General features: G+C 57.9%; 23 protein-coding genes. 15 read left to right on the top strand and 8 right to left on the bottom strand.

Annotated features, from left to right (window positions below; genetic code table 11):
* The first annotated feature begins 184 nt into the window (after window positions 1-184).
* From GMST_RS03760 to GMST_RS03725, 8 genes are all read left to right on the top strand, one after another.
* Complete coding sequence (locus GMST_RS03760) at window positions 185-1,423, top strand: tetratricopeptide repeat protein (protein ID WP_183353295.1); 1,239 nt, start codon at window positions 185-187, stop codon at window positions 1,421-1,423.
* Window positions 1,424-1,477: 54 nt separating this feature from the next.
* A complete protein-coding gene (locus tag GMST_RS03755) occupies window positions 1,478-2,758 on the top strand; it encodes a S1C family serine protease (protein ID WP_183353294.1) in 1,281 nt (426 codons plus the stop codon).
* An 85-nt stretch (window positions 2,759-2,843) separates the two neighbouring features.
* Window positions 2,844-3,218 (top strand): hypothetical protein, encoded by a 375-nt coding sequence (locus GMST_RS03750; protein ID WP_183353293.1) that lies wholly within the window; start codon window positions 2,844-2,846, stop codon window positions 3,216-3,218.
* 166 nt (window positions 3,219-3,384) lie between these two features.
* Window positions 3,385-4,656 (top strand): TolC family protein, encoded by a 1,272-nt coding sequence (locus tag GMST_RS03745; RefSeq protein WP_183353292.1) that lies wholly within the window; start codon window positions 3,385-3,387, stop codon window positions 4,654-4,656.
* On the top strand, window positions 4,653-5,927 hold the full coding sequence (locus tag GMST_RS03740; RefSeq protein ID WP_183353291.1) for an efflux RND transporter periplasmic adaptor subunit: 1,275 nt from the start codon (window positions 4,653-4,655) through the stop codon (window positions 5,925-5,927). Before GMST_RS03745 ends, GMST_RS03740 begins: the two co-directional genes overlap by 4 nt.
* A 10-nt stretch (window positions 5,928-5,937) precedes the next feature.
* On the top strand, window positions 5,938-9,042 hold the full coding sequence (locus GMST_RS03735; protein WP_183353290.1) for an efflux RND transporter permease subunit: 3,105 nt from the start codon (window positions 5,938-5,940) through the stop codon (window positions 9,040-9,042).
* 30 nt (window positions 9,043-9,072) lie between these two features.
* A complete protein-coding gene (locus tag GMST_RS03730) occupies window positions 9,073-9,408 on the top strand; it encodes a P-II family nitrogen regulator (protein ID WP_183353289.1) in 336 nt (111 codons plus the stop codon).
* Window positions 9,409-9,423: 15 nt separating this feature from the next.
* A complete protein-coding gene (locus GMST_RS03725) occupies window positions 9,424-10,008 on the top strand; it encodes a hypothetical protein (RefSeq protein WP_183353288.1) in 585 nt (194 codons plus the stop codon).
* 371 nt (window positions 10,009-10,379) lie between these two features.
* Here GMST_RS03725 and GMST_RS03720 read toward each other — a convergent pair whose 3' ends face one another.
* Both GMST_RS03720 and GMST_RS03715 read right to left on the bottom strand, forming a co-directional pair.
* Window positions 10,380-10,676: an AzlD family protein gene (locus GMST_RS03720; RefSeq protein WP_183353287.1), complete on the bottom strand. Its 297-nt coding sequence runs from the start codon at window positions 10,674-10,676 to the stop codon at window positions 10,380-10,382.
* Window positions 10,663-11,439, bottom strand: coding sequence for an AzlC family ABC transporter permease (locus GMST_RS03715; protein ID WP_198424535.1), 777 nt, complete (start codon window positions 11,437-11,439; stop codon window positions 10,663-10,665). The genes GMST_RS03720 and GMST_RS03715 overlap by 14 nt, the downstream gene beginning before the upstream one ends.
* 310 nt (window positions 11,440-11,749) lie before the next feature.
* On the opposite strand from GMST_RS03715, the gene GMST_RS03710 reads away from it, so the two are divergent.
* Window positions 11,750-12,151: a response regulator gene (locus tag GMST_RS03710; RefSeq protein WP_183353286.1), complete on the top strand. Its 402-nt coding sequence runs from the start codon at window positions 11,750-11,752 to the stop codon at window positions 12,149-12,151.
* A 343-nt stretch (window positions 12,152-12,494) separates the two neighbouring features.
* Here the strand turns inward: GMST_RS03710 and GMST_RS03705 are convergent, their stop codons facing one another.
* The 6 genes from GMST_RS03705 to GMST_RS03680 form a co-directional block, all read right to left on the bottom strand.
* A complete protein-coding gene (locus GMST_RS03705; RefSeq protein WP_281379880.1) occupies window positions 12,495-13,442 on the bottom strand; it encodes a DUF2931 family protein in 948 nt (315 codons plus the stop codon).
* A gap of 73 nt (window positions 13,443-13,515) precedes the next feature.
* Window positions 13,516-14,820 (bottom strand): phospholipase effector Tle1 domain-containing protein, encoded by a 1,305-nt coding sequence (locus tag GMST_RS03700; protein ID WP_183353284.1) that lies wholly within the window; start codon window positions 14,818-14,820, stop codon window positions 13,516-13,518.
* A complete protein-coding gene (locus GMST_RS03695; protein ID WP_183353283.1) occupies window positions 14,817-15,200 on the bottom strand; it encodes a hypothetical protein in 384 nt (127 codons plus the stop codon). Before GMST_RS03695 ends, GMST_RS03700 begins: the two co-directional genes overlap by 4 nt.
* 67 nt (window positions 15,201-15,267) lie before the next feature.
* Window positions 15,268-15,849: a DUF4123 domain-containing protein gene (locus tag GMST_RS03690; protein ID WP_183353282.1), complete on the bottom strand. Its 582-nt coding sequence runs from the start codon at window positions 15,847-15,849 to the stop codon at window positions 15,268-15,270.
* Window positions 15,850-15,852: 3 nt separating this feature from the next.
* Window positions 15,853-16,209, bottom strand: coding sequence for a PAAR domain-containing protein (locus GMST_RS03685; protein ID WP_183353281.1), 357 nt, complete (start codon window positions 16,207-16,209; stop codon window positions 15,853-15,855).
* 274 nt (window positions 16,210-16,483) lie between these two features.
* The gene (locus GMST_RS03680) at window positions 16,484-17,245 is read right to left on the bottom strand and encodes a substrate-binding domain-containing protein (protein ID WP_183353280.1); all 762 of its coding nucleotides are present in this window, start codon (window positions 17,243-17,245) and stop codon (window positions 16,484-16,486) included.
* Between the two features lie 805 nt (window positions 17,246-18,050).
* Between GMST_RS03680 and GMST_RS03675 the strand changes: the two genes are divergently transcribed.
* The 6 genes from GMST_RS03675 to GMST_RS03650 all read left to right on the top strand — a co-directional run bounded on the left by GMST_RS03675 (window position 18,051) and on the right by GMST_RS03650 (window position 23,910).
* Window positions 18,051-19,151 carry a dipeptide epimerase gene (locus tag GMST_RS03675; RefSeq protein WP_183353279.1) on the top strand — a complete coding sequence of 367 codons (1,101 nt, stop codon included), beginning with the start codon at window positions 18,051-18,053 and terminating at the stop codon, window positions 19,149-19,151.
* Window positions 19,152-19,333: 182 nt separating this feature from the next.
* Window positions 19,334-20,026: a hypothetical protein gene (locus GMST_RS03670; RefSeq protein ID WP_183353278.1), complete on the top strand. Its 693-nt coding sequence runs from the start codon at window positions 19,334-19,336 to the stop codon at window positions 20,024-20,026.
* 50 nt (window positions 20,027-20,076) lie between these two features.
* Window positions 20,077-20,295 carry an Ada metal-binding domain-containing protein gene (locus GMST_RS03665; RefSeq protein ID WP_183353277.1) on the top strand — a complete coding sequence of 73 codons (219 nt, stop codon included), beginning with the start codon at window positions 20,077-20,079 and terminating at the stop codon, window positions 20,293-20,295.
* A 157-nt stretch (window positions 20,296-20,452) separates the two neighbouring features.
* The gene (locus tag GMST_RS03660; RefSeq protein WP_183353276.1) at window positions 20,453-21,970 is read left to right on the top strand and encodes a hypothetical protein; all 1,518 of its coding nucleotides are present in this window, start codon (window positions 20,453-20,455) and stop codon (window positions 21,968-21,970) included.
* Between the two features lie 456 nt (window positions 21,971-22,426).
* Window positions 22,427-23,329, top strand: a complete 903-nt coding sequence (locus tag GMST_RS03655) for a replicative DNA helicase (protein WP_183353275.1) — start codon at window positions 22,427-22,429, stop codon at window positions 23,327-23,329.
* 146 nt (window positions 23,330-23,475) lie between these two features.
* Window positions 23,476-23,910, top strand: coding sequence for a DUF4431 domain-containing protein (locus GMST_RS03650; protein WP_183353274.1), 435 nt, complete (start codon window positions 23,476-23,478; stop codon window positions 23,908-23,910).
* Window positions 23,911-24,258 lie beyond the last annotated feature (348 nt).

The raw sequence follows: 24,258 nt of genomic DNA, 5'->3' as shown, positions 1-24,258 counted from the left end.
CCGCAAGGTGCCAGTCCCCTTAGCTTCCACCATTCCCTTGTCCTCCACCTCGTCCACGCAGCGCCTCCGCCACCCTTGCGCCTGACATTTGTGGTAGACATTCCGGAAAAGCTGGCTTAATTTGTCAGCGCCAAGCGGCCGGCGGCGTCCGGTTCCGGCGCATCAACCAGCAAGGAGTGCGGGCATGGGGTTTTTCAGCAAGTTCTTCGGGAGCAAAGAGCCACGGCAGGCCGATCCGCAGGAGGCGGTCGCGGTTGAGGGAGGCCCCGCCGACTTCACCTCAGCGGTCCTCATGCAGATGCGCGGCGAGAACGACGCGGCGCTCGCTGCCTACCAGGAGATGACGGAACGCTTCCCGGACGACAACCTGGCCCCCTTCTTTGCGGCGGCCATCAAGGCGGGGAGCGGCCGCGTCGAGGATGCCGTTGCGGTCGTGCGCTCCTTGAGCCAGCGCTGCTCCGAGGCCGAACAGGGGATCTCCCAGGCCATCATCCAGGAACTCGCCGCCCAGCTCTCCGACAGCTCGCAGCACGGGCGCATTCCCGGCATCGCCGAGCTCATCGTCTCCTTCGGAGATAACGTCAAGGCCGCAGGTTTCGTGTACGAAGCCGCCGTCCTCTACGAGATTGCCGTGGCGCTCCTCCCCGACCGCGCCAACGTCCTGCACCGGCTGGGCGACGCCCTGCACGACCTGCGTCTCTACGAGTACGCCGAGTCGGTGCTCACGGAAGCCCTCAAGCACGCCCCCAACCACTGGGATTCCCTCTACAGCTATGCACTCCTCTTGCAGCAGCTCGGGCGCGACGAGGAGGCCCTCCCCTACTACGAGAAGGCCGCCGTCTTCAACCCCGACCACGTCAACTGCCGCAACAACTACGGCTCGGCCCTGATGCGCACCCACCGCCTCGAGGAGGCCCTGCAGCAGTGCACCGCCGCCTTCGGGCTGGAGCCCGAAAACCCCTTCGTGCAGATCAACCTGGGGAACATCCGCTACCTGATGCGGGAGCCCGATAAGGGGCGGGAGCACTTCCTAAAGGCCATCGAGCTGAACCCCGAGCATCCCGCTGCCTACTTCGGATTGGCCGCGGTAGAGCAGGCCCTGGGGAGCCCGCGGGAGACCGTGCAGGAGCTCTACCAGAAGGTGCTTGCCGTCAACCCGCAGATCGCCGAGGCGCACCACGCGCTGGGGACGATCTACGCCGCCGCCGCGAACCCCGAGGCGCTGCAGCACTTCGAGCAGGCGCTCGCCCTGAACCCGAACCTCAGGGATCTGCACCGCGACTACGCCGCCGCCTGCCTGCAGCTCGGCAGGCGCGCAGAGGCCCTGCAGCAGCTGAAGCTCGCCCTCGAGAAGAACCCCGCCGACGCCCAGGTCATCGAGACGATCGCCGGGCTCGAAAAGGACGGGGGGGGCGTGGGCTGACTGCAACCCCCACCTGGCGCACTGTGATGTGATCCCCCGAAACCGGAGCGTGCAATGTCGAGAAAACTGCTGGTACCGCTACTTTCTTCAACGCTACTGTTGGCAACTTCCGCCTGGGCCGAGGTGCCGCAGGTCAAGCAGGTCCCCGAAAAGCCGGTCATTGAGTTCAAGGATGGCACCAAGGCCAAGGCGCTCTTTCTGAAGACCATCAAGACGCGTTTCGAGAACCAGAAGATGGGCGAGATGCATAAGGGGTGGCTCTGCAGCAAGTCCAGCGACATGGTGTGGAACAAGAAGGTCTACAGCATTTTCAGCGGCAAGCTGGCGAAGGCCTTTCGCGACGAGCTGGAGTCCGCCCACTTCCCGACTCCGGTGAAGTCCGAGGCGATCTTCGAGAGCAGCGCCGAGGACGATCAGCCGTCCGAGGATCTCCAGGTGGGGATCTTCATCAAGGAGGTGAACGCCAACTTCTGCGTGAAGTCCGCCGAGACCGAGGGTGGCGTCTACCTGAAGATATTCTGGCAGGTGTTCTCGCCCCAGGCGCAGAAGGTGGTGTACCAGGCGACCACCGAGGGGACCTATCAGCCCGGGGAACTGGTGAAAACCCTACCCGACGACTTCTTCGTCAACGCCTTCAAGGCCGCGACCCGGAACCTTTTGGCCCAGCAGGGGCTCTACGACACCATCACCAGCACCGAGGTGCTCAAACCTAAGGTGGCCGATCCCAAGATCGTGAAGCTGGAGCGCATCAAGCCGCTCGACGAGCCGCTGGCCAAGAACATCACCAGCCTGCGAGCGGCTGTGGTCACCGTGACGGGAGAAACCGGAAGCGGCAGCGGTTTCTTCATCAGCAAGGAAGGGCACCTGCTCACCAACTACCACGTGGTGGGTTCCCAGAAGTTCCTCAAGCTGAAGCTCTCCACCGGGCGCGAACTGGTGGGTGAGGTGCTGCGCAGCGACAAGACCCTCGACGTGGCGCTGCTGAAGGCCGAGCAGACCGAGGTGACACCGCTTGCCGTGCGTTCCACCGAGTCCAACATCGGCGAGGACGTCTTCGTTCTCGGTTCCCCCCTGGGCGAGAAGTTCAACACGACCCTCACCAAGGGGATACTGAGCGGTTACCGCAGCTTCAAGGATCACCGCTACCTGCAAAGCGACGTCTCCATCCTCCCCGGCAACAGCGGCGGTCCGCTCCTCGACCCAAGGGGATCCGTGCTCGGCATCACCGTGGCCGGGCTGGGAGCCAAGGGGCTTGCCGGCATGAACTTCTTCATCCCGATCCAGGACGCCCTGGAAAAGCTCGGTATAGAGCTGCAGGGGGACAAAAAGCCCTAGCGGCGCGGGGCAACGCGGATACCAAAGAGACATTTATTCCTGTTCTCCCTTGACAAGAATCCTCCATCTCGTTTAGCCTTGCGCCATGCTCAAGTTCGTCCCGCTCAAATCCCTGACCTGGTTGCTCCTGGTGGCGGTCCTCTCGCTCGCCCTGGGGACCCTGTGCCGTCCCGCCCACGCCGACACCGGCGTCTCGGAAGGCGCAGCGAAACTGGTCCAGGTACAGAGCGGCTCGGCTCAGGACTGCCCCTGCGCCCCCCTCGACCACGGCCACGATCACGACGGCGACGGGGACGGCGACACCTGCGACAACTGCGCGAGCTGCGGCTGCCACGCCTCTGTCTTCAACACCCACCTTCTACCGGTCCGCATCCCCTGGCTCACCATCGCCGGCTGGCGCGAACCGTTCCGTTTTCTTCCCGAAGTCTACCTTTCCCTCTTCGTACCTCCCCAAGCCTGACCCCTAGCTCGGCCCCTGCGCCGGCACCGGCTCCCGCGCCCCCGCGGGTAAGCGCTCTCACGCGTGCGCTTAAGGCCGACCTGTACCCGCAATCCCGCACACCGTAACATTGCAACAATCGAATAACGGAGGATTTACCTTGAGAGCAACACTCTTAGGAAAAGCCGTGCGCCTTTGTGCACCCGGCATCCTGTCCCTTGCGCTCTGCGTCCCGGCCGGCGCCCAGACTGCGCCGCTCACCCTGGCGCAGCTGGTCGACTACGCCCTTTCCCACAACGGCTCGCTTGCCGCCCTGCGCCAGGAGGAGGGGATCTACCGGGCCCAGGCCGAGAAAGCCGCAACGCCGATAAACCCGGTCCTCGACCTGGAGGCTGCGACCGGCGCCCTCACCGGCAGTCCCGCCGAGTCGCGACTCTCGCTCGGGCTCACCCAGGAGTTCCAGACCGCCGGCAAGCGCGCCAAACGGGTCGACGTGGCCGAGAAGGCCCGCGAGGCCCAGCGCTGGCAGCTCGCCGACCGGGAACGCTCGCTTAAGGAGGAGCTGAAGACGGCCTTTTACGACACGCTCCTGGCCGAGAAGCGCCTGGAGCTTGGGAACCGGGTGGGTGACTTGAACCGCCAGCTCCTCGAGGTGGCCCGCGAGCGGCTCAACGCCGGGGACATCCCGGAACTGGAGCTCAACCTGGTCAAGGTGGAACTCGCCCGCACCCAGGCCTCCCGGGTCGAGCGGGAGCGCGCCCTGGCCCTTAACCGCAGCCGTCTCTCCACCCTCGTGGGGCTCCCCGCCGGCGACTCCTCCCGGCTGGCCGGCTCTCTCGAACCGGGCGGCGCGCCGCAAAAGAGCCTCGCCGAGCTGAAGGAGCTGGCGCGCTCGCAGCGCCCCGACCTGAAGGTGTTGGGCGTGGAGCTCGACAAGGGGGACGCCGAGCTCGCCCTGGCGCGCGCCGAGGCGGTCCCCAACCTGAACCTGGGGCTCGTCCTTTCCCGCGACGCGACCAGCATCGAGGTGGGCGGCATCGAGGGGAAGGACACCTCGTACACCGTGGGGCTCAGGCTCTCCATGCCACTCCCCTTATTCGACCGCAACCGCGCCGGCATCGCCGAGGCGGGCGCCCGGGTCTTAAGCGCGACGACCCGGCGCAGCGCGGCCCTCGTCGAGGCGGAGCGCGAGGTGGAGAGTGCCTTCGCGAGCCTCAAGGCCGCCGAGGAGGTGCTCGCCCTCTACCGCGGCGAGCTGATCCCGCAACTCGAGGAGAACCTCGCCTTAAGCCGCGAGGCCTACCGGCTGGGGGAGCTGGGGATCCTTGCGGTCATCGAGGAGCAGAAGAAATTTTTCGAAGTAAACGACGGCTACCTTGCCGCACAGCACGCCCGCCAGGTTGCACTCGGGCGCCTGGAAGCCGCAGTGGCCGCAGATCTTATCGGAGGTGACAAGTGAACAAGAAGGCAATAGCTGTCGGGGTGCTGGGCGCCCTGCTGCTGGCGGGCGGCGTCGCCTACCGGCTGAACCAGGCGAACACCGCGGCACACCAGGAGGACGCCCACAACGGCGAAAAGGGTGGCCACGCCGAGGAGAAGGAACACGGCGAGGAAAAAGGGCACGGCGAGGAGAAGGGGCACGACGAGCACGGCGAAAAGGGGCACGACGAGCACGCCCCGCGCCGGGTGAAGATGGCGGCAGCGCAGCAGAAACAAAGCGGCGTTGAGGTGGCGGCCGCCGGGAAGCAGGCGCTCGCCGGGAGCATCGCGGCGACCGGCAAGGTCGAGGCGAATGCCGACCGCATCGCCCACGTCTCGCCGCGCATCCCCGGGAAGATCGTCTCGGTCAAGGCGTCCCTGGGTGACGGCGTCGGCGCCGGCCAGGTGCTCGCCACCCTCGACTCGGTGGAGCTCGGCGAGGCGCTGAACCGCTTCCGCCAGTCGAAGACCCGCCTCTCCCTGGCCCAGTCCAACCTGGACCGGGTGAAGTCGCTGGTCGAGAAGAAGATCGCCCCGAGAAAAGAGGTGCAGCAGGCGGAAAGCGAGTACGAGACCGCCAAGGCCGAGCTGCACACCGACCGGGAGCGCCTCTCCCTCTACGGTCTCTCCGCCTCCGAGCTCGCCTCGGGCGCGGGCCGCGCCCATCTGCCGGTGCGCGCCCCCATCGCCGGGACCATCACCGAGAAGCACGCCATCGTGGGCGAGCTCTCCGACCCCGCCAAGAGCCTCTACACCATCGCCGACCTCTCCTCGGTCTGGGTGGTGGTGGACATCCACGAAAAGGACCTGGCCAAGGTGCGCCGCGGCCAGAAGGCGAGCGTCGCGGTGACCGCCTTCCCGGGCGAGAAGTTCCGCGGGCGCATCACCTACCTCTCCGACCAGCTGAACGAGGCGAGCCGCACCGTGAAGGCCCGCATCGAGGTGGCGAACCCCGGACGCAGGTTGAAACCCGAGATGTTCGCAAGCGTCGAGGTGACCCTCGCCGCGGACGCCCCGCCGGTCCTCGCGGTCCCCGAGTCGGCCATCCAGGAGGTGGACGGCAAGAAGCTCGTCTTCGTCGCGGCCTCCGAGGCCGAGTTCGAGCCGCGCCAGGTGGAGACCGGACGCGCCTCGGCGGGGCTCGTCGAGATCCTCTCCGGCCTCAAGGAGGGGGAGCGCTACGCCGCCAAAGGGGGCTTCGTCCTCAAGAGCGAACTGAAAAAAGGGGAGATCGAGGGGCACGCCCACTAGGAGACCGCCAATGCTAGAGAAACTTATCGCCTATACCCTGAGACAGCGGGGGATGGTCATCTTCCTTGCGTTGCTGATCGTCCTCTTCGGCTCCTGGTGCTACGTGAAGCTCCCCATCGACGCCTTCCCGGACGTCACCAACAACCAGGTGGAGGTGATCAGCCACGCCGACGGCCTCTCGGCCCTCGAGATCGAGCGCAACGTCACCTACCCCATCGAGACCGCCATGCGGGGGCTTCCGGGGCTCGAGCAGCTCCGCTCGGTCACCAAGTTCGGCCTCTCCATCGTCACCGTGGTCTTCAAGGACAACGTCGACGTCTACTTCGCGCGCCAGCTCGTCTTCGAGCGGCTCGCCGAGGCGCGCGAGAAGGTCCCCAAGGGGGTCGAGGTCGCCATGGGGCCGATCGGCACCGCCATGGGGGAGATCTACCAGTACACCCTGGAGGGGAAGATCCCCCAGGACCCGGAACAAAAGCGCGCCTACCTCACCAGCCTGCGGACCCTGCAGGAGTGGGTGGTCACCCCGCAGTTGAAAAGCGTCGCCGGGGTGAACGAGATCAACTCCTTCGGCGGCTACTTCAAGCAGTACCAGGTGGAGGTCGAGCCCGAGAAGCTCGTGAAGTACGCGGTGACCGTGGACGACGTCTACGCGGCCATCGGCGCCAACAACGGCAACGTCGGCGGCAACATCCTCGAGCGCGAGGCCGAGCAGTACATCGTGCGCGGCGTGGGGCTCATCGGGAGCACCGCCGACATCGAGAACATCGTCCTGAAAAGCCAGGGGGGGACCCCGATCTTCGTGCGCGACGTGGCCCGGGTGAAAATCGGCGAGGCGGTGCGCATGGGGGCCGCCATCAAGGACGGCAAGGACGAGGCGGTCGGCGGCATCGTCATGATGCTTAGGGGCGAGAACAGCCGCGAGGTGGTGCGCCGGGTGGCGGACAAGGTGCGCGAGATGAACGCGAACAACCTTTTGCCCGACGGCGTGAAGATCGTCCCCTTCTACGACCGCACCGACATCGTCAAGGCGAGCGTCGGCACCGTCAACAAGGCGCTCCTGGAAGGGTCGCTCCTGGTCCTCGTGGTCCTCTACCTCCTGTTAAACAGCATCCGCGGCTCTATCGTGGTGCTCCTGGCGCTCCCCCTGTCGCTTCTGGCCACCTTCATCGTCATGAAGCTCTCCGGCATCGGCGCGAACCTGATGTCTCTCGGGGGGCTCGCCATCTCCATCGGCATGATCATCGACACCACCATCATCCAGGTGGAGAACGTGCAGCGGCACCTAAGCGAAGAGGGGGGCGAGCGCCCCAGGCTCGGCACGGTGCTCCGCGCGGTCATGGAGGTGCGCAAACCGAGCATCTTCGGCGAGCTGATCATAGCGCTCACCTTCATCCCCATCCTGACCCTCGAGGGGATCGAGGGAAAGATGTTCGGACCCCTGGCGCTCACCGTGGCGGTGGCGCTCCTCTCCTCGCTGCTCCTCTCCATCTTCATCATCCCGGTCCTCTGCTCGCTGGTCTTGAAGCCGCACGCGGAGAAGGAGAGCCGGATCATGCTCTGGGCGAAGGCCAAGTACCTGCCGCTTCTCGAGTGGGCGCTAAAGGCGCGCAAGGCGGTATTGGCCACTGCCGCCGTGCTCCTGGTGGTCTCGCTCTTCCTGGTGAGCCGCCTGGGGACCGAGTTCATCCCGATCATGGACGAGGGCTCCTTCGACATGGACATCGCCCTTCTGCCGGGGGTGTCGCTCGCCAAGGCGCTCGAGGTGAACCAGCAGGCCTCGGCGAAGCTCAAGAAGTTCGAGGAGCTCGAGGTGCTGGTCGGGCGCACCGGGCAGACCGGCGTGGCGCTCGACACCCGCGGCCCGGACAAGACCGGCTACGTCGGCGTCCTGAAACCCAAGGGGGAGTGGAAGCGCGACATCACCAAGGAGCAGCTCACCAACGAGATGCGCGAGGCGCTGGAGACGGTCCCCGGCATCAGCTTCGGCTTCAGCCAGCCGATCCAGTGCCGCATCGACGAGCTGGTGGCCGGCACCCGCGCCCAGCTCATCGTGAAGCTCTTCGGCGAGGATCTCGCGGTCCTGCAGGAGAAGTCGGACCGGATCGCCCGGGTGCTCTCCAAGGTGCGCGGCGGGACCGATCTGAACGTCGAGAAGGTCACCGGCCAGCCCTACCTCACCATCACGGTGGACCGGAACAAGATCGCCCGCTACGGGCTCAACATAAGCGACGTGCAGAACGTGATCGAGATAGCGGTGGCCGGCAAGGCCGCCTCCACCTTCTACGAGGGGAGCCGCAGCTTCGACATCACGGTGCGGCTCCCCGAGGAGAGGCGCAACTCGCCGGAGACCATCAAGAACCTCCTCATCACCACCAAGACCGGGATGAACATCCCGCTCGAGCAGCTGGCCGACGTGCGCATGGTCGAGGGGCCGGTGCAGATCAGCCGCCAGGACGGGGTGCGCCGCATCGGCATCGAGATGAACGTAAGCGGCCGCGACATGGGGAGCTTCGTCGCCGAGGCGAAAGAGCGGATCCAGAAAGAGGTAAAGCTCCCGGCCGGTTACTACCTCACCTGGGGCGGGCAGTTCGAGAACCAGCAGCGCGCCATGCAGAAACTGGCGCTCATAGGTCCCGTGGCGATAGGGCTCATCCTGCTTTTGCTCTACGTCACCTTCCGCTCCCTGCGCCTGGCGCTCCTGGTCATCTCGAACCTCCCCTTCGCGCTCATCGGGGGGATCTTCGCGCTGTTTCTCTCCGGGCAGTACCTCTCCGTCCCCGCCTCGGTCGGTTTCATCGTGCTCTTCGGGGTGGCGGTGTTAAACGGCCTGGTGCTCGTCTCGCGGATAGCCCAGTTGCGCGACGAGGGGCTCGGCCTCGAGGAGGCGGTGCGCCAGGGTGCGCTCGACAGGCTGCGTCCGGTCCTGATGACCGCCTCCATCGCCATCTTCAGCCTGATGCCGATGCTGCTAGCCACCGGAACCGGCTCCGAGATCCAGAAGCCTTTGGCCACCGTCGTGGTGGGGGGGCTCATCACCTCCACGCTGCTCACCCTGCTCATCATCCCGTCCGTGTACGGCTGGTTCGAGAAGCGCCAGGACGAGGCGGAGATGTAGTTCATCCATGCAATGTCAAAAGGAGCTGTCATGAAAGAGATCAAGGCGATTTTCCGCCCCTCGCGCCTGTGGGCGGTGATCCAGGAACTGCAGGGGATCGAGGGGCTTCCCGGCCTCACCGTCTCCGACATCCGGGGGATCGGCAAGGGGCTCAACAAGGGGAGCCGGGGCGGCTCGGAGATCTTCGAGCTGAGTCCCCGGGTGAAGCTCGAGGTGGTGGTGAACGAGGAGCTGGTGGATAGGGTCGTCGACGCGATCCAGCGCCAGTCCCACACCGGCAACACCGGCGACGGCAAGATCTTCGTCTCCAGCGTCGACCAGACCGTGAAGATCCGCACCAACGAACGCGGCCCCCAGGCCATCTAGCGAGGAGATACCACCATGAAGAAGATAAAGCTCATGTCCCTGTTGTCCCTGGCGCTCCTGGCCGGCTGCGCCAACGGTTACGGCCTCATCAAGGAGAACCGCGCCAGCGTGCGCAGCGACGTGTTCCAGGAGGTTGCCGACCCGGCCGCCGTGCCGGGGAGCTATGCCGACCTGCGCATAAACGGCGTCCTCAAGACCCACAGCGCCGAGAGGAGTGCGTCCGTAGACAGCCACGGCACCTCCGACTACCGGCTCTTGCTCAACATTGACGGCCAGGCGCTGACCCTGGCGGGCGGGATGCGGCAGGAGAACAAGGAATCCGAGCGCCTCTACGATCCCGAGGCGGGCGAGGGGACCCGCTACCGTTTCACCAAGGTCCTGCGCTTGAAGCCCGGCGTGCACCGGCTGGTAGTTGGGCTTCCCGACGACCAGGTGGCCGTGGCAAAAGACCTGCACCTGAAAGCGGAGGTGAACACCCTGGAGCTCGAGCCCGTGTACGGCCAGAAGATCGGCGCCGGGCGCCCGAGGAACGACCGGGCCAGGAGTTTCACCGAAGGGATCCGCAGTTTCCGGGTGATATTGAACGGGAAGGAAGTTTGAGGGTAGTGGCGCGACAAGTCGCAGGCCGCTGACAAGAAAAAGGCCGGCCCGGAGTAAAACCCGAAGCCGGCCGCAGTCGTAGACACAGACACAGTTGATATGCAATTAACGCCGCGGTGTCATCACCCTCCTCGAGCCGCGGCGGTTTTTTACCGCCCTGTCTCACACCTTGCGAACGCCATAATCCGGTATTTCCCGAATCTCAGATGCCTTGCCACGAAGCGCTGCAGTCGGCCCCGCGTTCCCCTCTTTGGAAAAGGGGGGGCAGGGGGGATTCGTCTTTGTGGTCGCCCATCGCGCCGCCAGGCGTGGAAACAGTGCATCCCATCCCCTTCATCCCTGTTATGTCAGGTTTGAGGCTTAATCCCTGTTCACCCCAGCAGATGCCTAAGCACCCCGGCGCTCACCACCCCCACAACCACGGTACTGAACATGGAAAGCCTGAGCGCGGCGACCACCGTGATCCCCAGCGCGATCAGGTCCGCCGGGTGCGGCGAGACGAATGCCGGAGCGATGACCGAGATGAGCACGCACCCCGGTACCGCCTCCAGCACCGCCATGGCGCGCGGGCTCAGCTTCCGGTTTCTCAGCGCGATGAACCCCAGGATCCGGGTGAGATAGGTGGCCGTTGCCATGCCGAAGATGGTGAGGACATTATCGAGCTGCATCGTAGTCCTCCCTGGCCCACAAGGAAGCCGCCACGATCCCCGACACCGCGCCCGCCGGCACGTACCAGGCGCCCGGAACGAGCAGCGAGGTGAGCCCGGCGACCACCAGGCTGACGATCCAGGGGCGCGCCTTGTAAAACCCCGTCCACATCCCCTTCAAGAGCACCAGGAAGACCGCGGGAAACGCCATGTCGAAGCCGTAGGTTTCCGCGTTCCCCATGATCGGGCCGAGCAGCGAGCCCAGCGTCGTGAAGCATATCCACATGAGGTACATCCCGACGCAGGTTCCCGCGTAGTAGGGGAGGCTGAAGCACTGCGAGATGCCGTCCGCGGCGCGCTTGCGGGCGTCCGCGAGCGCGAGCGCCCAGCTCTCGTCGGTCATGAAGAAGAGCGCGGGGAACGCCTTGCGTTTGGGGAGGTTCTTCAGGAAGGGAGCCAGCGCGGCGCCCATGAGAAGATGCCGGCTGTTCACCAGAAACGTCATGGCGGTGATCAGCAAAAGGTGCGGAGGCGAGGTCCAAAGCTTCACCGCGGCGAACTCAGATCCCCCGGCGAAGTTGCATCCCGTCATGAGCGGCACCTCCGCGACCGTAAGCCCCTTCTGCGCCGCCTGCGCCCCCAAAACCAGCGCCATGGGAATGACCCCCAACAGTACCGGCAGCGTATCAGAAAGCCCGCGCCGGAACTCGGACTTAGTTGAAACCGCAGCCGTCTCCAACTCCGCAGCAAGCGTCCCGGCTTCCATCCCCGCATCCTCACTCATAAGCCCCTCCAGAATCGGTACTGTAAACCAGATTTGCACTCAGGTACAGGTGCAGACTGAATGTTTTCGACCGGTAACAGTTGATGAATCTAAAGGCCAGTCGTCCATGGGCCGTTCGGACTGTCCCCAGTGAGCCCAACTGTACCCTGCAGGGACACTCTCAGTTCTTCCTGAATTCGTAACTGTCTGAAAATTCAGTGATGATGATTGTGGCATTGTGTCTGCTCTTAATAAGGAACGCTGCGCGGCAGCTGTCCCTTTAGGGAACACATTGCATCAGGGAGGAACTTGAATGAGGGGTACATCGGTGATGACGGAGAAGATCGACGATGCGCAATCTGACCTTGTCCTGGTCCTGGATGACGACGAATTCATTCGGGACTTGGTCAAAAACATGCTCCAGCATCTAGGCTACAGCGTGATCACCTGCGCCAGCGGCGAGGAAGCCATCGTGCGCTACAAGAGAGCCATGGAAGCAGGCTGGCCCTTTTATGCAGTGATTTTGGACCTGCTCATCGTCGATGGGATGGGAGGGGTGGACGCGGCAAAGGAGATCCTCAGGGTCGATCCCGAAGCAAAGTTGATCGTATCCAGTGGGTATTCGACAGAACCCGTATTGGCCAGGCCAAAAGAATACGGGTTCACCGCATGCCTGGCAAAGCCTTATACCATGAAGGACCTGTCGAAGGTTTTGGATTCCTTGCGCAGTTGACGACGGGCGCGGTGCAGGACCGGCGTAAGAAGATGCGGCGCGAGGAGAGAGGCAGGGGGGGATTCGCCTTTGAACCTGCGTCAGTAGATCAAGCCGGCCAGCGTCCACCCAGCGCAACAGGTGGCCTCGCGTCCCCCACTTTGGAAAAGGGGGGCCAGGGGGGATTCGCTCTTCGCAGACGTTACAAAATGCGCCCGTCAGTATCAGGCTGCTAACGCTTCGCGACTCGCCAGAATTAGTCCCCTCTCCCCTTGCGGGAGAGGGTTGGGGTGAGGGGGAAGGTGCCACTGCTGAGGATGGCATTTGCGCTCATTGTTGCTGGGCAGGGACATCATGCTGGTTTTCAACGCCTGCTATACGCCTTCACGACAGTTTTACTCAGCAGGATGACGTACTTCCCATCATTGAGAGAAGTATGGATGACTTCCGGATTGTCGCTGATCTCCAGCTTAAGCTGCATAGCATGATCCGTCTTTTCAGCTGAGAGCTTCTTATACGCTGCGTTGATCTCAGCCTCGTCGAACCGAACATCGGCCCCGAGCTTCTCCCCGACGTTATCTTCCCAGTACACTACCAAGCTTTTCGGTAGTCCGCGAGAAGTCCGTGCGTTGATAGATTTGGCAAAGTCAAAATATTCCTCTTCGCCATTCAACGTCTTCAGCCACAGCTCACGATTTTTCTGTCCAATTACCTGGAGGCTCCAACGGTACTGCTTGCTGTAATAATCCGATATCCCCGGAGGCACGCCGCGCTCCTTAAGCGTTCTCAGTTCTAAGGGCGTAAGTGAGTCTCTCAATACCATGTCAATGTAATCAGTCCTGAGCATCTCACTTTCTGTGACCATCTTCCAGTTTAGGGCCACTTCATTGGCCTTGTAATTACCGACCTCTACAGAGCTTCCTATTGATGAAACCCATACAGATACCGCTCCACCCGGACCAAAACCCACAATAACCGAGTTAAACACCGGTGAACCTTTGGGCGACTTGCTTGTTACCGTTCTAAAATACTCCAGTATGTTTTGATATGGCAGTGTAAATTCACCAGAGAAAAACCTATTTTCAGTAAAAGAGAACCAAGTTACGGTAAGTTTCACAGGCAGTGCTTTCATGGTTTTTCCCACTACGTGCGTAGAACCAATCTCTCCCCATCCATTATCGATTATTGCTTTGGCGGGGACATAGAGTGAAGAGCCATTTTTGAGCGTTAGATGGCCATCTATTAGTCTCATGGGATATCGTCTGTGAGCGCACTCGGTCGGCAACCAATCGAACTTTTCTGTCGAGATCATGGGCAGTATCCCTCTGGCCTCTAGATTCACTGGCAACGCAGTGATAACAACAAGGAATAATAGTGTCAAATATCTAACCATATATTATTTCTCTCTTCCTATGACCATGCACTATGTCATCATCTGTAAATTGCGGTTGGTTACAGCCAAGTGTAGACCCGAAGCAAGCCGAGAAATGAAGATGATCATGCCTAAATTTTTTGATCATATCGGTATTCAATGCGAGCCAGTATTCAGGTGAGTCTAAAGGTGATTCTCGAATAAACGCTTCAATCTCTTTAAGATGATGGTGTATGCTGAAGTCGCTCATCAATCCGGCCGAGAAGTGAACTCCATTTTCTGTCGCAAGCTCAGCCATCATCTTTAATGGAATACGGTGAAAGTGGTTGCTGATCCCCTTCCGTGTCACTTTCACCTCATCCCATTGGTCAACCTTCTGGATCTCATCCTCATAGTACCAACCCGATGCAAGCAACCATTCCCTTTCCCTGGCCAGTGCTGCTTTGTCGGCGGCTTTGAGCCCATGTCTCCGGCACACGAACATGATCTGATGATCAACCTCATCCATGTTGTCCGGATACCCGCCACCAATGTCTGAATGAGCACCTGGCAAGAATAACTGTACCCCGTGAGGCGCACTATTTATGTTTGTAAGTGGAAAGTGTTTCCTATGCTCCTCCGCGGCAGCCAGTTGAACAACATTTTCTGCATACCTTATGGCATCAAGATGGAGTTCTTCTGTATCATTCCTGTGATTTAATCCGTAAGAGGCGACGGTGTCATACAAACCGACAAACTTCACCTTGATTTCGCCGACGTAATGCGTGCTGGATTGTAGTCTGAGTTTTAGCGTGTTCTGCTGTCCAAAGAGGACGCTGTAAATAAAATTTCGGGCTGCAGCTGCGCCGCGACTGAAGCCAAAACAATCGAGGTGCAGACACTCGATCTCTTGATCCCTTTTGAGGTGTTTACTGATTTCCCCGATTACTTTGGTCATTCCCGTTTCAACTTTATCCAGTATCCCCGTCGAACCCCAGCCGGTTCCTGCCGTTATTGAAGAATCAGCTTCGTCATCCTCGGTCCCAATGCCTTCAATGTAAATAGAAAGACTATGGTCATACTCAGGGTTCTGCTGGTAATACAGCTCAAGTATCGCTACGTTGGTAAGCGCATTTTCATAGCTTACCCCTCGGTTGATTCCCTTCTCCCCCAGCCCTGTATTTGTCCTGTTATTGAGTGTTCCATCGAAGAAGACGGCGATGCGTATCCTCACAGGCGCTCGTCCGGCAGCTGACTTTTGTTCCTGGCACCGGTAGCACGGTGACCCAGCTTCGTTAGAACTGCCGGTATGTTTGATCTTCGCAGCCGTTCCCGTCATGGCCAGTTCTCCATGACGCCTTCCAGCGTCAACTTGATCAGCGGCGACAGATCCTCAATCTGGCGCTTGAAGTATTCCAGCCTGCTGTCCTCGGCCAAGTCCACCTTCGTCAAAATGGACACCAACTGCGGCGAAAGCGGAGTGTCGAACTGGAACAGAATCTTGTACTCGATCAGCTTCTGAATGCTGATCTCCTGGCGGATCTCGTGCTCCTGGGCGAACTTGATCATGCTCCTCACAAACGCGGTGAGGGCATCGTTGCTCTGGCTGCCGCTCCACTCGGGGAAGTTGATCCTGATGAAGTCGAGCGTTATAGCGACAAAACGATCCATCATCGCCTTACCCATCGCCTCCATTTGCCTCTCGCTTATTACCAACATCGTCTGTCTCCTCCGGTCCTCCTCATCGAACCTAAGTGGCAGCAACGTGTGAGCCGCGCGTCTCTTGCTAGGTGAGCTTTACCTTGTATTCCCTCAGACCTTCGCAGCTTAGATGTTCCTCAGTCTCGCGGGATCGCTCCAAGGAGTAGCAAGCCACCTCGCGCCCATCTCGCGACTCCAGGTAAATTGCCGTCAGAGGGCCAAAGAACAGACGGAGTTCGCGCTCGCTGCTATTCGGCAAAAATTCTCGCAAAACCCGCGGGTCATAGAACCTGAACATAAATCGCTGCCCATCTTGGAGCGTTACAAATAGCAGCCTTCGCAGGTGGCGGCGAACCGTGGCAATGTCGCTTGGGCCGGCAAGGAAAATCCCCCAGCTGTTTCCCCAACCGGCATGAATGAGTCGGTTGAAAAAGAACGAGTCCGGGCGCAGTAAAATCAGGTGCGGACCTCGGCGATCCATGGCTAAGGATAATCTCGGAGGGTGGAGGATTTGGTAATCGCAGTCGGCGTCTTCCAGTAACGAAAGCGCCCTGCGATCCCGGGCCGTGTCGATGACGGCATAGAGCGGTGTTGTGAGGCGGCTGAAGAACCGCTGGACACCCATCGAGAGATCTGAGCCGTTGTCCAGGGGATCGTTGCCGGGCATTTCTTACTTCTCGGAAACGATGAACGGACTACCTGCGGCAGCTGCCTCTTCGGCACAGCGCCCCAGAGCGCTCGTCCCGACGAAGACCGTTGGGCAGCCTGCCACGATGACCCCGCCGTGAGCGGTTTTGTCACCCATTCGTGCGGCCGGCCTGCCGTTGATGAAAACCGAAGGTTCGCCTTCGACGATCATGTCGACAGGCCCGTTGCAGTGCACCTTGTCCCCAACGCGCGCCGCCGGCATCCCGCCGATAAAAACGTTTGGAGAACCCTCCAAAATCGGCCCACCTCCATGCGCTACGGTGATTTCCTTCATAGGACACGAGTGAGCATCACCAACTCTGGCGGCCGGTTTTCCCATCCGATCCTCCTGTGCGAAATGATAAGGCTTTGTTCGTCGAGATTGGACCGAATTAATATAGTCCAACTTGTGGTCACGTCAAGTTTAGGAGTGGGGGCGGGGAACGGGTCAGCTCGGTTGTCGCGTCCACGCAGCGCGACAGGTGGCTTTACGTCACTGTGAAAAAGGGGGGACAGAGGGGATTTGCCTTACCTCCTGCAAAAATCTAAGCAAAGGGGCCAGAGCCCAAAAAGCGGACCCTGGCCCCAGAAGGTATTTTTAGTCAATTGTAAGTCTACTTTTTGATGTACTTCTGTCCTTCCCCTTTGATGAAGTCGAGCACCTTTTGCACCTTGGCGGAAGGTTTTCCCTTGGTCACCAGGATGATGTCGCGTCCGATCTCCGGGCTCTCGACCTGCTTGACGGTTCCGTCGAGCACCGCCAGCGGGCCTATGCCGATGGCGGACGGGTTCGAGGCGACGTTCTGGCGGATGTCCTCGGCGGTCATGGTTTCAATAACCTCCTTGGTTACCTCCTTGCCGTCCATGATCTTGTTCGCGAACATGCTGTTGGTGCCGGAAGTCAATTTCCCCCACACGATCAGGACAGGAACATCGGCTCCGCCAACCTCCTTCCAGCTGTCGACCTTTCCGGAGAAGATCCCCTGCAGTTGCTCCTTCGAGAGCTTTGCTACCGGGTTTTCCTTGTTCACCAGGGCGACGATCTTGTCCTTGCCGATCATGGTCCACTGAAGAGAAGCGGGATCTTTCACCTCGTGCCCCTCCTTCTTCATAAGGTTAAGCCAGTCCTGGAAGGTGAGCCCCGCTGCCGCTGCATCGACCACTCCGCGCTCCAGGTCCATCATGGCGTTCTTCGGACCCGAGGAGGAGACGTACAGCGAAATCCCCTCCTTCAGGAGCGGTTGTGCGATCGGCTTCAGTACGTTCTCACTCGGTGCGGCTCCCGCTCCTATCTTGACGTCTTCGGCGAAGGCGACGAGCGAGAAGGTTGCGGTGCATAGGGCGGTCAAGGCAAACGTGGCAATGAGACGCTTCATAAAAGATCCTCCTGACAAAACATGGAATCTTTCCTGTCACTGGCCGCGCAAGCGAGTAACCTTCCGGGACGATCTGACAGAAAACCTGTAGGTTCTTTATCGGCAAGCAAAAGAAAGGCTTTAACCCAATCACTACCGGATTGATTTAAGCCGGATTTAGGTGCTTTGCCGATAGCTCAGCGACGGCGACCCCTGAGGCGCGTGGCTCGAGATGGAAGGGTGCGGCTGCGTTGAATTAGATCAACCTCAATTAGCTTAAGCTTGCACATAAGGCTAAAGCCTGCGGCCAGAGCATGCAGGTCGGCAATCCGTCATCAGTCGTGAGTATCTCTTTGTGATAATGATTCCGGCAACATCACTTCGGGATGAGACGAAACGGCTTTTCTTCCATGAACCGGGAAGTTATAAGTCGGAGTAAACCTACCTTAGTTTACGTTTATTGTAGTTGACTCAGTCGGAGAAAGGGTGTAAGTCAGAGGCATGAAATTTTGTGGTGAATTGAGGGGATGGAGGGCATGGTAGAACTGCAAAGATAGCCGCCTGAGTCAGCGTAGCTGAGAGGCGGCTTTTTTTATGACAGTAAGCAAAAAACCTGAAAGGCTTTGCACGCGAATTGTGCTGATTAAGCGGATTTCGGCGGCTAGAACACCGCCCGTGCTCGACGAGCATCATTTTAGATTTTCCCCTCCCCGTCTTTTCAGGTTTATCCGTCAAATCCGCGTTCAAGGCCATTGCCGTTTGTCTTTCTCCGTGTTCTCCGCGTTTGCGTGGCTAGCCTAGATTTATAAATAGCAGGAGGATTTACATGCCGCAGTTTGTCATAGCCGATGCACTCGTATCCGTCATCAGTTCCCCGCTGGTAACCCCCTTCAGGATAGCCACCGGTCAGCACGACGAGTTGGAGAACGTCTTTATCTGTCTCCGCACCAGCGACGGCGTCTGCGGTTACGGCGAAGCCGCGGTCGCCACCCACATCACCGGCGAAACCATCCCCGGCACCCTGGCGAACCTCGAGCGCGTCGCCGCGGCCTTAAAGGGAAGGTTCGTCGCAGATCCCGAAGCCGTCTGCCGCGAGTTCGCCCCGAGCCTCAAGGGGAACCACGCCGCCCTGGCCGCGCTCGAGTCGGCCATCCTCGACATCACCTGCCGGATTAAGGGGATTCCCCTCTACCAGTACTTCTCCCCCGCCACCGACAAAGGGAACAAGCTCACCTTCAACACCGACATCACCATCGTGATCGGCAGCGTCGAAGAAGCGCGCACCGCCACCGCCCAGTACAGCGCGCAGGGTTTCACCACCTTCAAGATCAAGGTCGGCAAGGACGAAGCCATCGACCTCGAGCGCGTCCTGGCCGTACGCGAGATCGCGCCCCAGAGCGAACTCATCCTCGACGCCAACATGGGCTTCAACGCCGCCCGCATGCTCGCCTTCCTGGACCAGCTCGACCAGCACGGCGCCCGCCCGGTCCTCCTCGAGCAGCCCGTCCCCAAGTACGACTGGGAAGGGCTCTCCACCATAACCAAGGCCCTGGAGGGGAACGAGACCCTGGTCTGTGCCGACGAAAGCGTAAGTTCCCTGAGCGACGCCAAGCGAGCCATCGACACCGGAGCCGTCAGCGCCATTAACATCAAGACCATGAAGAGCGGCTTGTTGGAGGGAGCCGAGATAGCCAGGTTAGCCGCCCGGAACAACATCCCCCTCATGCTGGGTGCCATGATGGAAAGCGCCCTCTCGATAACCGCCTCCGCGCACATGGCGGCAGGCCTTGGGTGCATCGACTACGCCGACCTCGACACCACCTTCTTCATCAAAGGTGAGCTGTCGCACTCGCCGTACCTGGATAACACCGGCAAGTTCGAGTTGAAAGGAGCCGGGCCCGGCATTGGAGTCGAGCCTAAGTTCTAGCTGATAGCCGGAATTTGGGCCGAGCACGATCAGGTTGTCGTACGATCTTTAGCCTGCAGAAGAGCTCACACGTTCCCCACTTTGGAAAAGGGGGGACAGTGGGGATTCGCCTCTAGCCGTGGGCCTAAGAAGCCCGCAACAAAGAAACGTATCGTCAACTAAGCGGTACACAGGGGGGAGTTATGCCGAAAAGAGCGTGGTACGCAGCGGTGCTTCTCGTTGTTTTGGTACTCGGACTGTTTGGCTGTGGCGGTGGTGGGGGAGGGGGCGGAACTCTCACCGCGACAGGGACTCCCGTTAATCTCGCGGCGTTCAAAAGCGTGTATGTCGGTGCTGCAACCGGCACGCAGTACTCGTTTCCCGCTCTCGTTGGTTCAGACTCGCAGGGACGTTCCTGGTCCGGCTCCTTCGCTGTGATTGCCGATGGCCCGACGACCTTCGAGGCACAAAACGTAACCATGCGGCGCACCCAGACTACGGTGCGACTTGGTAGTGGAACACCCGTCACAGAAACGACAACGGCCTACTTCCTGGCATCGACAGGGCTTCCTTACAAGTCCGTCACAAGTACCGGCATCACCTATATCCCCACCATAGCTGCCAACATCCCGGCGACCGCAAATGTCGGTGACTTCGGTGATCTCGGCACGTATTCAGGTAGTGATGGCACTACCGAAACCGGAACGTGGTCACTTGCTCCAGGTATGAATGGGAACTCGAGGCTGTCCTTTTCCACCGTAACAAAATCGGGATCAACGATCATTGGTGCAGAAGTAGATACCTTCACACTCGACTCAAATGGTAGCGTACTCGGGATGGAAGTGAGCGCAACGGTCAGTGGCGTCACCGTAACCATGGCCGGAAGCAAAAACTAGCTGTGTCAATTGCCTAGGCCTTGTCAGGTTGTGCAATTAAGGAGGGATGCATGAGAAGGCTGATCACGATACTCCTGCTTCTGTTTGTACTGGTTCCGGTTGCCCTGGGTGCCGAGTTCTGGGGATCGAGCCGATCGAACAAGTACCACTTCCCGTCCTGCAAGTGGGCGCAGAAAATAAGTTCCCACAACCTGATCAAGTTCAGCAGCCCCAGCGATGCGCAAAAGAGCGGTTATGTGCCGTGCAAGGTCTGTCGTCCACCGAGGTGATGACTGAGTAGCAACGTCCCCCCACCTTAGAGGCAAGACGAAGGGGGCGAGAAGAAATAGAGATTGCGAGCAACCTGGTAACATGGTCTGCCCATATGTAAGCTCCGAGTGTAAACCTAAATAATTGTACTGCCAAATAATCTGACGTGGGGTGGATATGGGTAAGCTTGAAGATAAGGTCTACTATTTGGACGATGAACGTAAAAAGCTGTGGGCCAAAGTGCTGGCAATCGAGAAAAAACAATTCGTTTCAGACAACGATATCCAAAATTTGGAAGTCGAGGTTAAAAATAAAACTTCAGATTATGAAGATTCGGCAAAACAGTCCTCGAAGAAGGCGTCTGAATTTAGGAATAGATGCGAAGATGCTAAAAATACAGCTTTCGGATATTTAGAAGAAGTGAAATTAAAGCTTGAAGATTCAAAACAACTGTTGGTCGAAGTAGAAGGTATGCATAATACTGTCATAACTTTGCATGATGACTCAATAGATAAAAATACAGAAATAGAATCTGTCCATGAAAGTATTACAGAAAATAATGCTGCAATTTTACAAAAAATAGCGGAATTAAATGCTTTATTTGCCGGTATTTCCGAATACGAGGCTAAGATTGATGCGCTAGATAGTATACTGGGTAAAAATCAGGATTATCAACTCAGAAGTGAAGGGTTATATAAATCAATTTCTGCACGTAAGAAAGAGGTTGATGAGTTATATTACGGAATTATTGGTTTTTCAGAAAAGGACGAGGAGACAGGTGAGGAAACAAATGTACCTGGGTTGAAAGATGAATTAGAAGGAGCCTATGAAAAATTAAAATCCGGTTTGTCCTCAACACAGGCAGAACTTGAAAATTTTAAACTTAGAGCAATCAATAACTATGACAAGGTCAAAGCTGACGCAGTATCCGAATTTGAAAGCACATTAACCGGGTGGAAAAGTAGTCATGCAAAAATTGTAAACGATATTGAAGCTCTTTTGCCAAATGCGTTAACAGCAGGTTTAAGTTATGCATATTCGGTAAAGAAAGAGTCTGAAATTTTGGAGAGTAAATCGCTAAATACTAAATTTGCATGGGCGATCGGCGGGATGGTTTGTGTTTCTTTGATACCTTTTGCTGTCAGTCTAAGTTTTTGGCTAAAAAAAGTGCCACTTGAAAAAGTCGTGTACGATATGCCTAGACTTGTGATAGCAATATTGCCATTGTATATTCCAGTACTCTGGCTGGCGTATTCTGCTAACAAAAGTCTTAAATTATCAAAACGACTTATTGAGGAGTATACGCATAAAGAAGTATTAAGTAAAACATTTGAAGGTTTGTCCCGTCAGATTGAAAATATTGAAAATAAAGAAATATCTTTTGATCTGAGAACCAAACTTTTGTACAACATATTAGAGGTTAACTCTGAGAATCCTGGAAAACTTATTACCGATTATAATAAGTCTGATCACCCATTGATGGACGCATTAGACAAAAGTTTCCGACTCGCTAACGCTGTTGATAAACTTGCAGAAGTACCAGGCCTATCAAAGCTAGCTAAAATACTTGATGATAAGGCTCGGGAAAAACTTCAGGTAAAACAGCGCAAGGCCAATGAAGGGCTCAATATACTACCGAAAGAAAAGAAAAAAGTAGAAAAAGATGTTGAAGACGACGAAAGTTCAGAGGAGTAGGGATCCCAGGGTCCCATAAGGGCTTGAGGGGCAGGTCGTATCTTGATTCGGATGGCGTAACACCGCAAAAGGAAGATCTTTCATGATTCTTGCGACAATTCACAGCAAAGTGCCGTCCCGCCTTGCAGAATCGGAGGATCTCCTCACCTCAAACGTCTTCTCGTTAAGTACGCGAACCGGTACCGGTGCCTCAGGGGACTGCTGGGATTGATCGAGATTGAGGTTACGGATGCCGAACTTGACGCGGCTGAGTACCGGTTCTGGCCGAGGTATGACGACCGCCCTCTCGGTGCCAGGTCTTGAAATGTGAGGTTTTGAAAACTGATTTTTCAAGACCTGGCACCCGCATTGGGGCACCCGCATTGGCTTTGATTCCGTGAGACAGGAAAAGTTTCTTAACTTTGTCCAAGTCATACCTGACACCTCAACGGCTGCTTCACCAAAAGGACTATAGGTATGCAAAGAAAACTAAACAAAGACGTGGATCAGGCTCCTCCCTATAATAAAGTTAGCGAAGTTCTCAAGAAATCAATAAGAAAGATAGAATCACGGTACGAGTCGCCAAAGAATATTACAGGAGCTCCTTCGGGTTATGTGGATCTTGATTTAATGACAGGCGGTTTTCAACCAGGAGATCTCGTCGTTATTGCTGGGCGGCCTTCCATGGGTAAAACCTCTCTGGCCTTGAATATTGCAAATTCGGTCGCGATAGAGGCAGAGGGAGTAGGGCCAGTAGGGATCATCACCCTTGAATCGACTGAGGAGCAAGTAACCGAAAAGCTACTGTGCGCCCTTGCTGGAGTCAATATCAATAGGCTTCGATCGGGTAGATTGACCGAGGTTGATTGGCCTAAGCTGACCAAGGCTGCCGGCCGTCTGCACGACTCCCCAATTTTTGTTAAGAGCGCGCCGAATCTTGCCTTGGATAACCTCATAAACCTTGTCCGAGGCATGAAAAATGACCAAGATGTGCGGCTCGTGATCGTCGATTATCTTCAGCTCATGCCAAGCGTTGAGGAAAGTCGTACTCAAGGGATAAGCAACATCTCTAGATCGTTGAAAGGGCTTGCGCTAGAGCTTGGGATATCGGTCCTCCTGCTAAGCCAGGTTAACCGGTCTCTAGAACTACGAAATGACAAGCGTCCTAAACTTATGGACCTACGCGATTCGGGAAGCGTTGAAGAGGATGCTGACATAGTTCTTTTTGTGTATCGAGATGAGGTATATGAACCAAGCAATGACTATACCGAATCAAGAGCAGAGATTATTGTGGCCAAGCAGCGTAAGGGGGACACTGGCTTAGTGAACCTTGGGTTTCTGCCAGATTCAAGCCTGTTTGTAAATTTACCAAAAGATTAATTCACCATCCGGGGCAGGGGCGGTCCTCTTGCCGACTCAAGATTTCAAAGGTGTCCCTCTGGCCGCCTCCACAATTTTATAATTGCAAAATGCGGGGCTTTGTCCCCAGCAGCCGCACGCGAAATGTATCGCGGCAAAGGAATCACATGAGGTATTTAGCTGCTTTGTTAAGCCTACTGACTTTTTTGGCGTCGCCGGTTGTGTCGGCCGAGTGCCTTAAAGATGGTGATTCAATCACGCTTACGGGCAAGATCTCACGAGAGACGTTCCCAGGACCTCCTAACTATGAGAGCATTGATGATGGCGACGAGCCTGAAACGTGCTGGGTCTTGACCATCCAGCAGCCACGTTGTGTTGTCGCAGAATCAATGGAAAACGGTTCCCTCTATGAAGTCGCAAAGTCCACTACTAGGTTCCAACTGGCCTTTGAAGATCAATCAGTCTATGCAAAGGAAAAAGGGCTGGTGGAGAGTTCGGCGATTGTGAAGGGAGAGCTTTTTGCCGCTCACACTGGGCACCACCACACTAAGGCATTGATCGCAATTAAGGAAATCAAACCAGTGCCAAAATCGCAACAGTGAGCAATGCTCCCGTTGGTGTGCACCACAACGAGCAGATGGGGGGCAGGGCAGGTGATGTGATTTCTTCTCTGAGGGAGGTGGAGCATGCGTGTTGAGCAGATATCGGGCCGTGGGTGTGCGAGATGCGGTGCTTTTGCCGGTAAGTCTCCTGAGGAGGAGACAAGGGGGACGCCCCTGTAATCCAGGCCTCTCGGTGCCAGGTCTTGAAATATAAGGTTTCCTGATTAGCGCGAATCTTCCGCTGCTGCGGCTAGTGCGACATTCTCTGCCATTGGTAGCATGCATAATCACGGCAATTTTCCTCATAGGAGTGTGCCGTGAAAATGAACCGTCTTCAGTTCCAGCAAG

It is taken from the genome of Geomonas silvestris (assembly GCF_014193515.1).
Classification (GTDB): domain Bacteria; phylum Desulfobacterota; class Desulfuromonadia; order Geobacterales; family Geobacteraceae; genus Geomonas; species Geomonas silvestris.
This window is presented reverse-complemented; position numbering and strand designations above follow the sequence as displayed.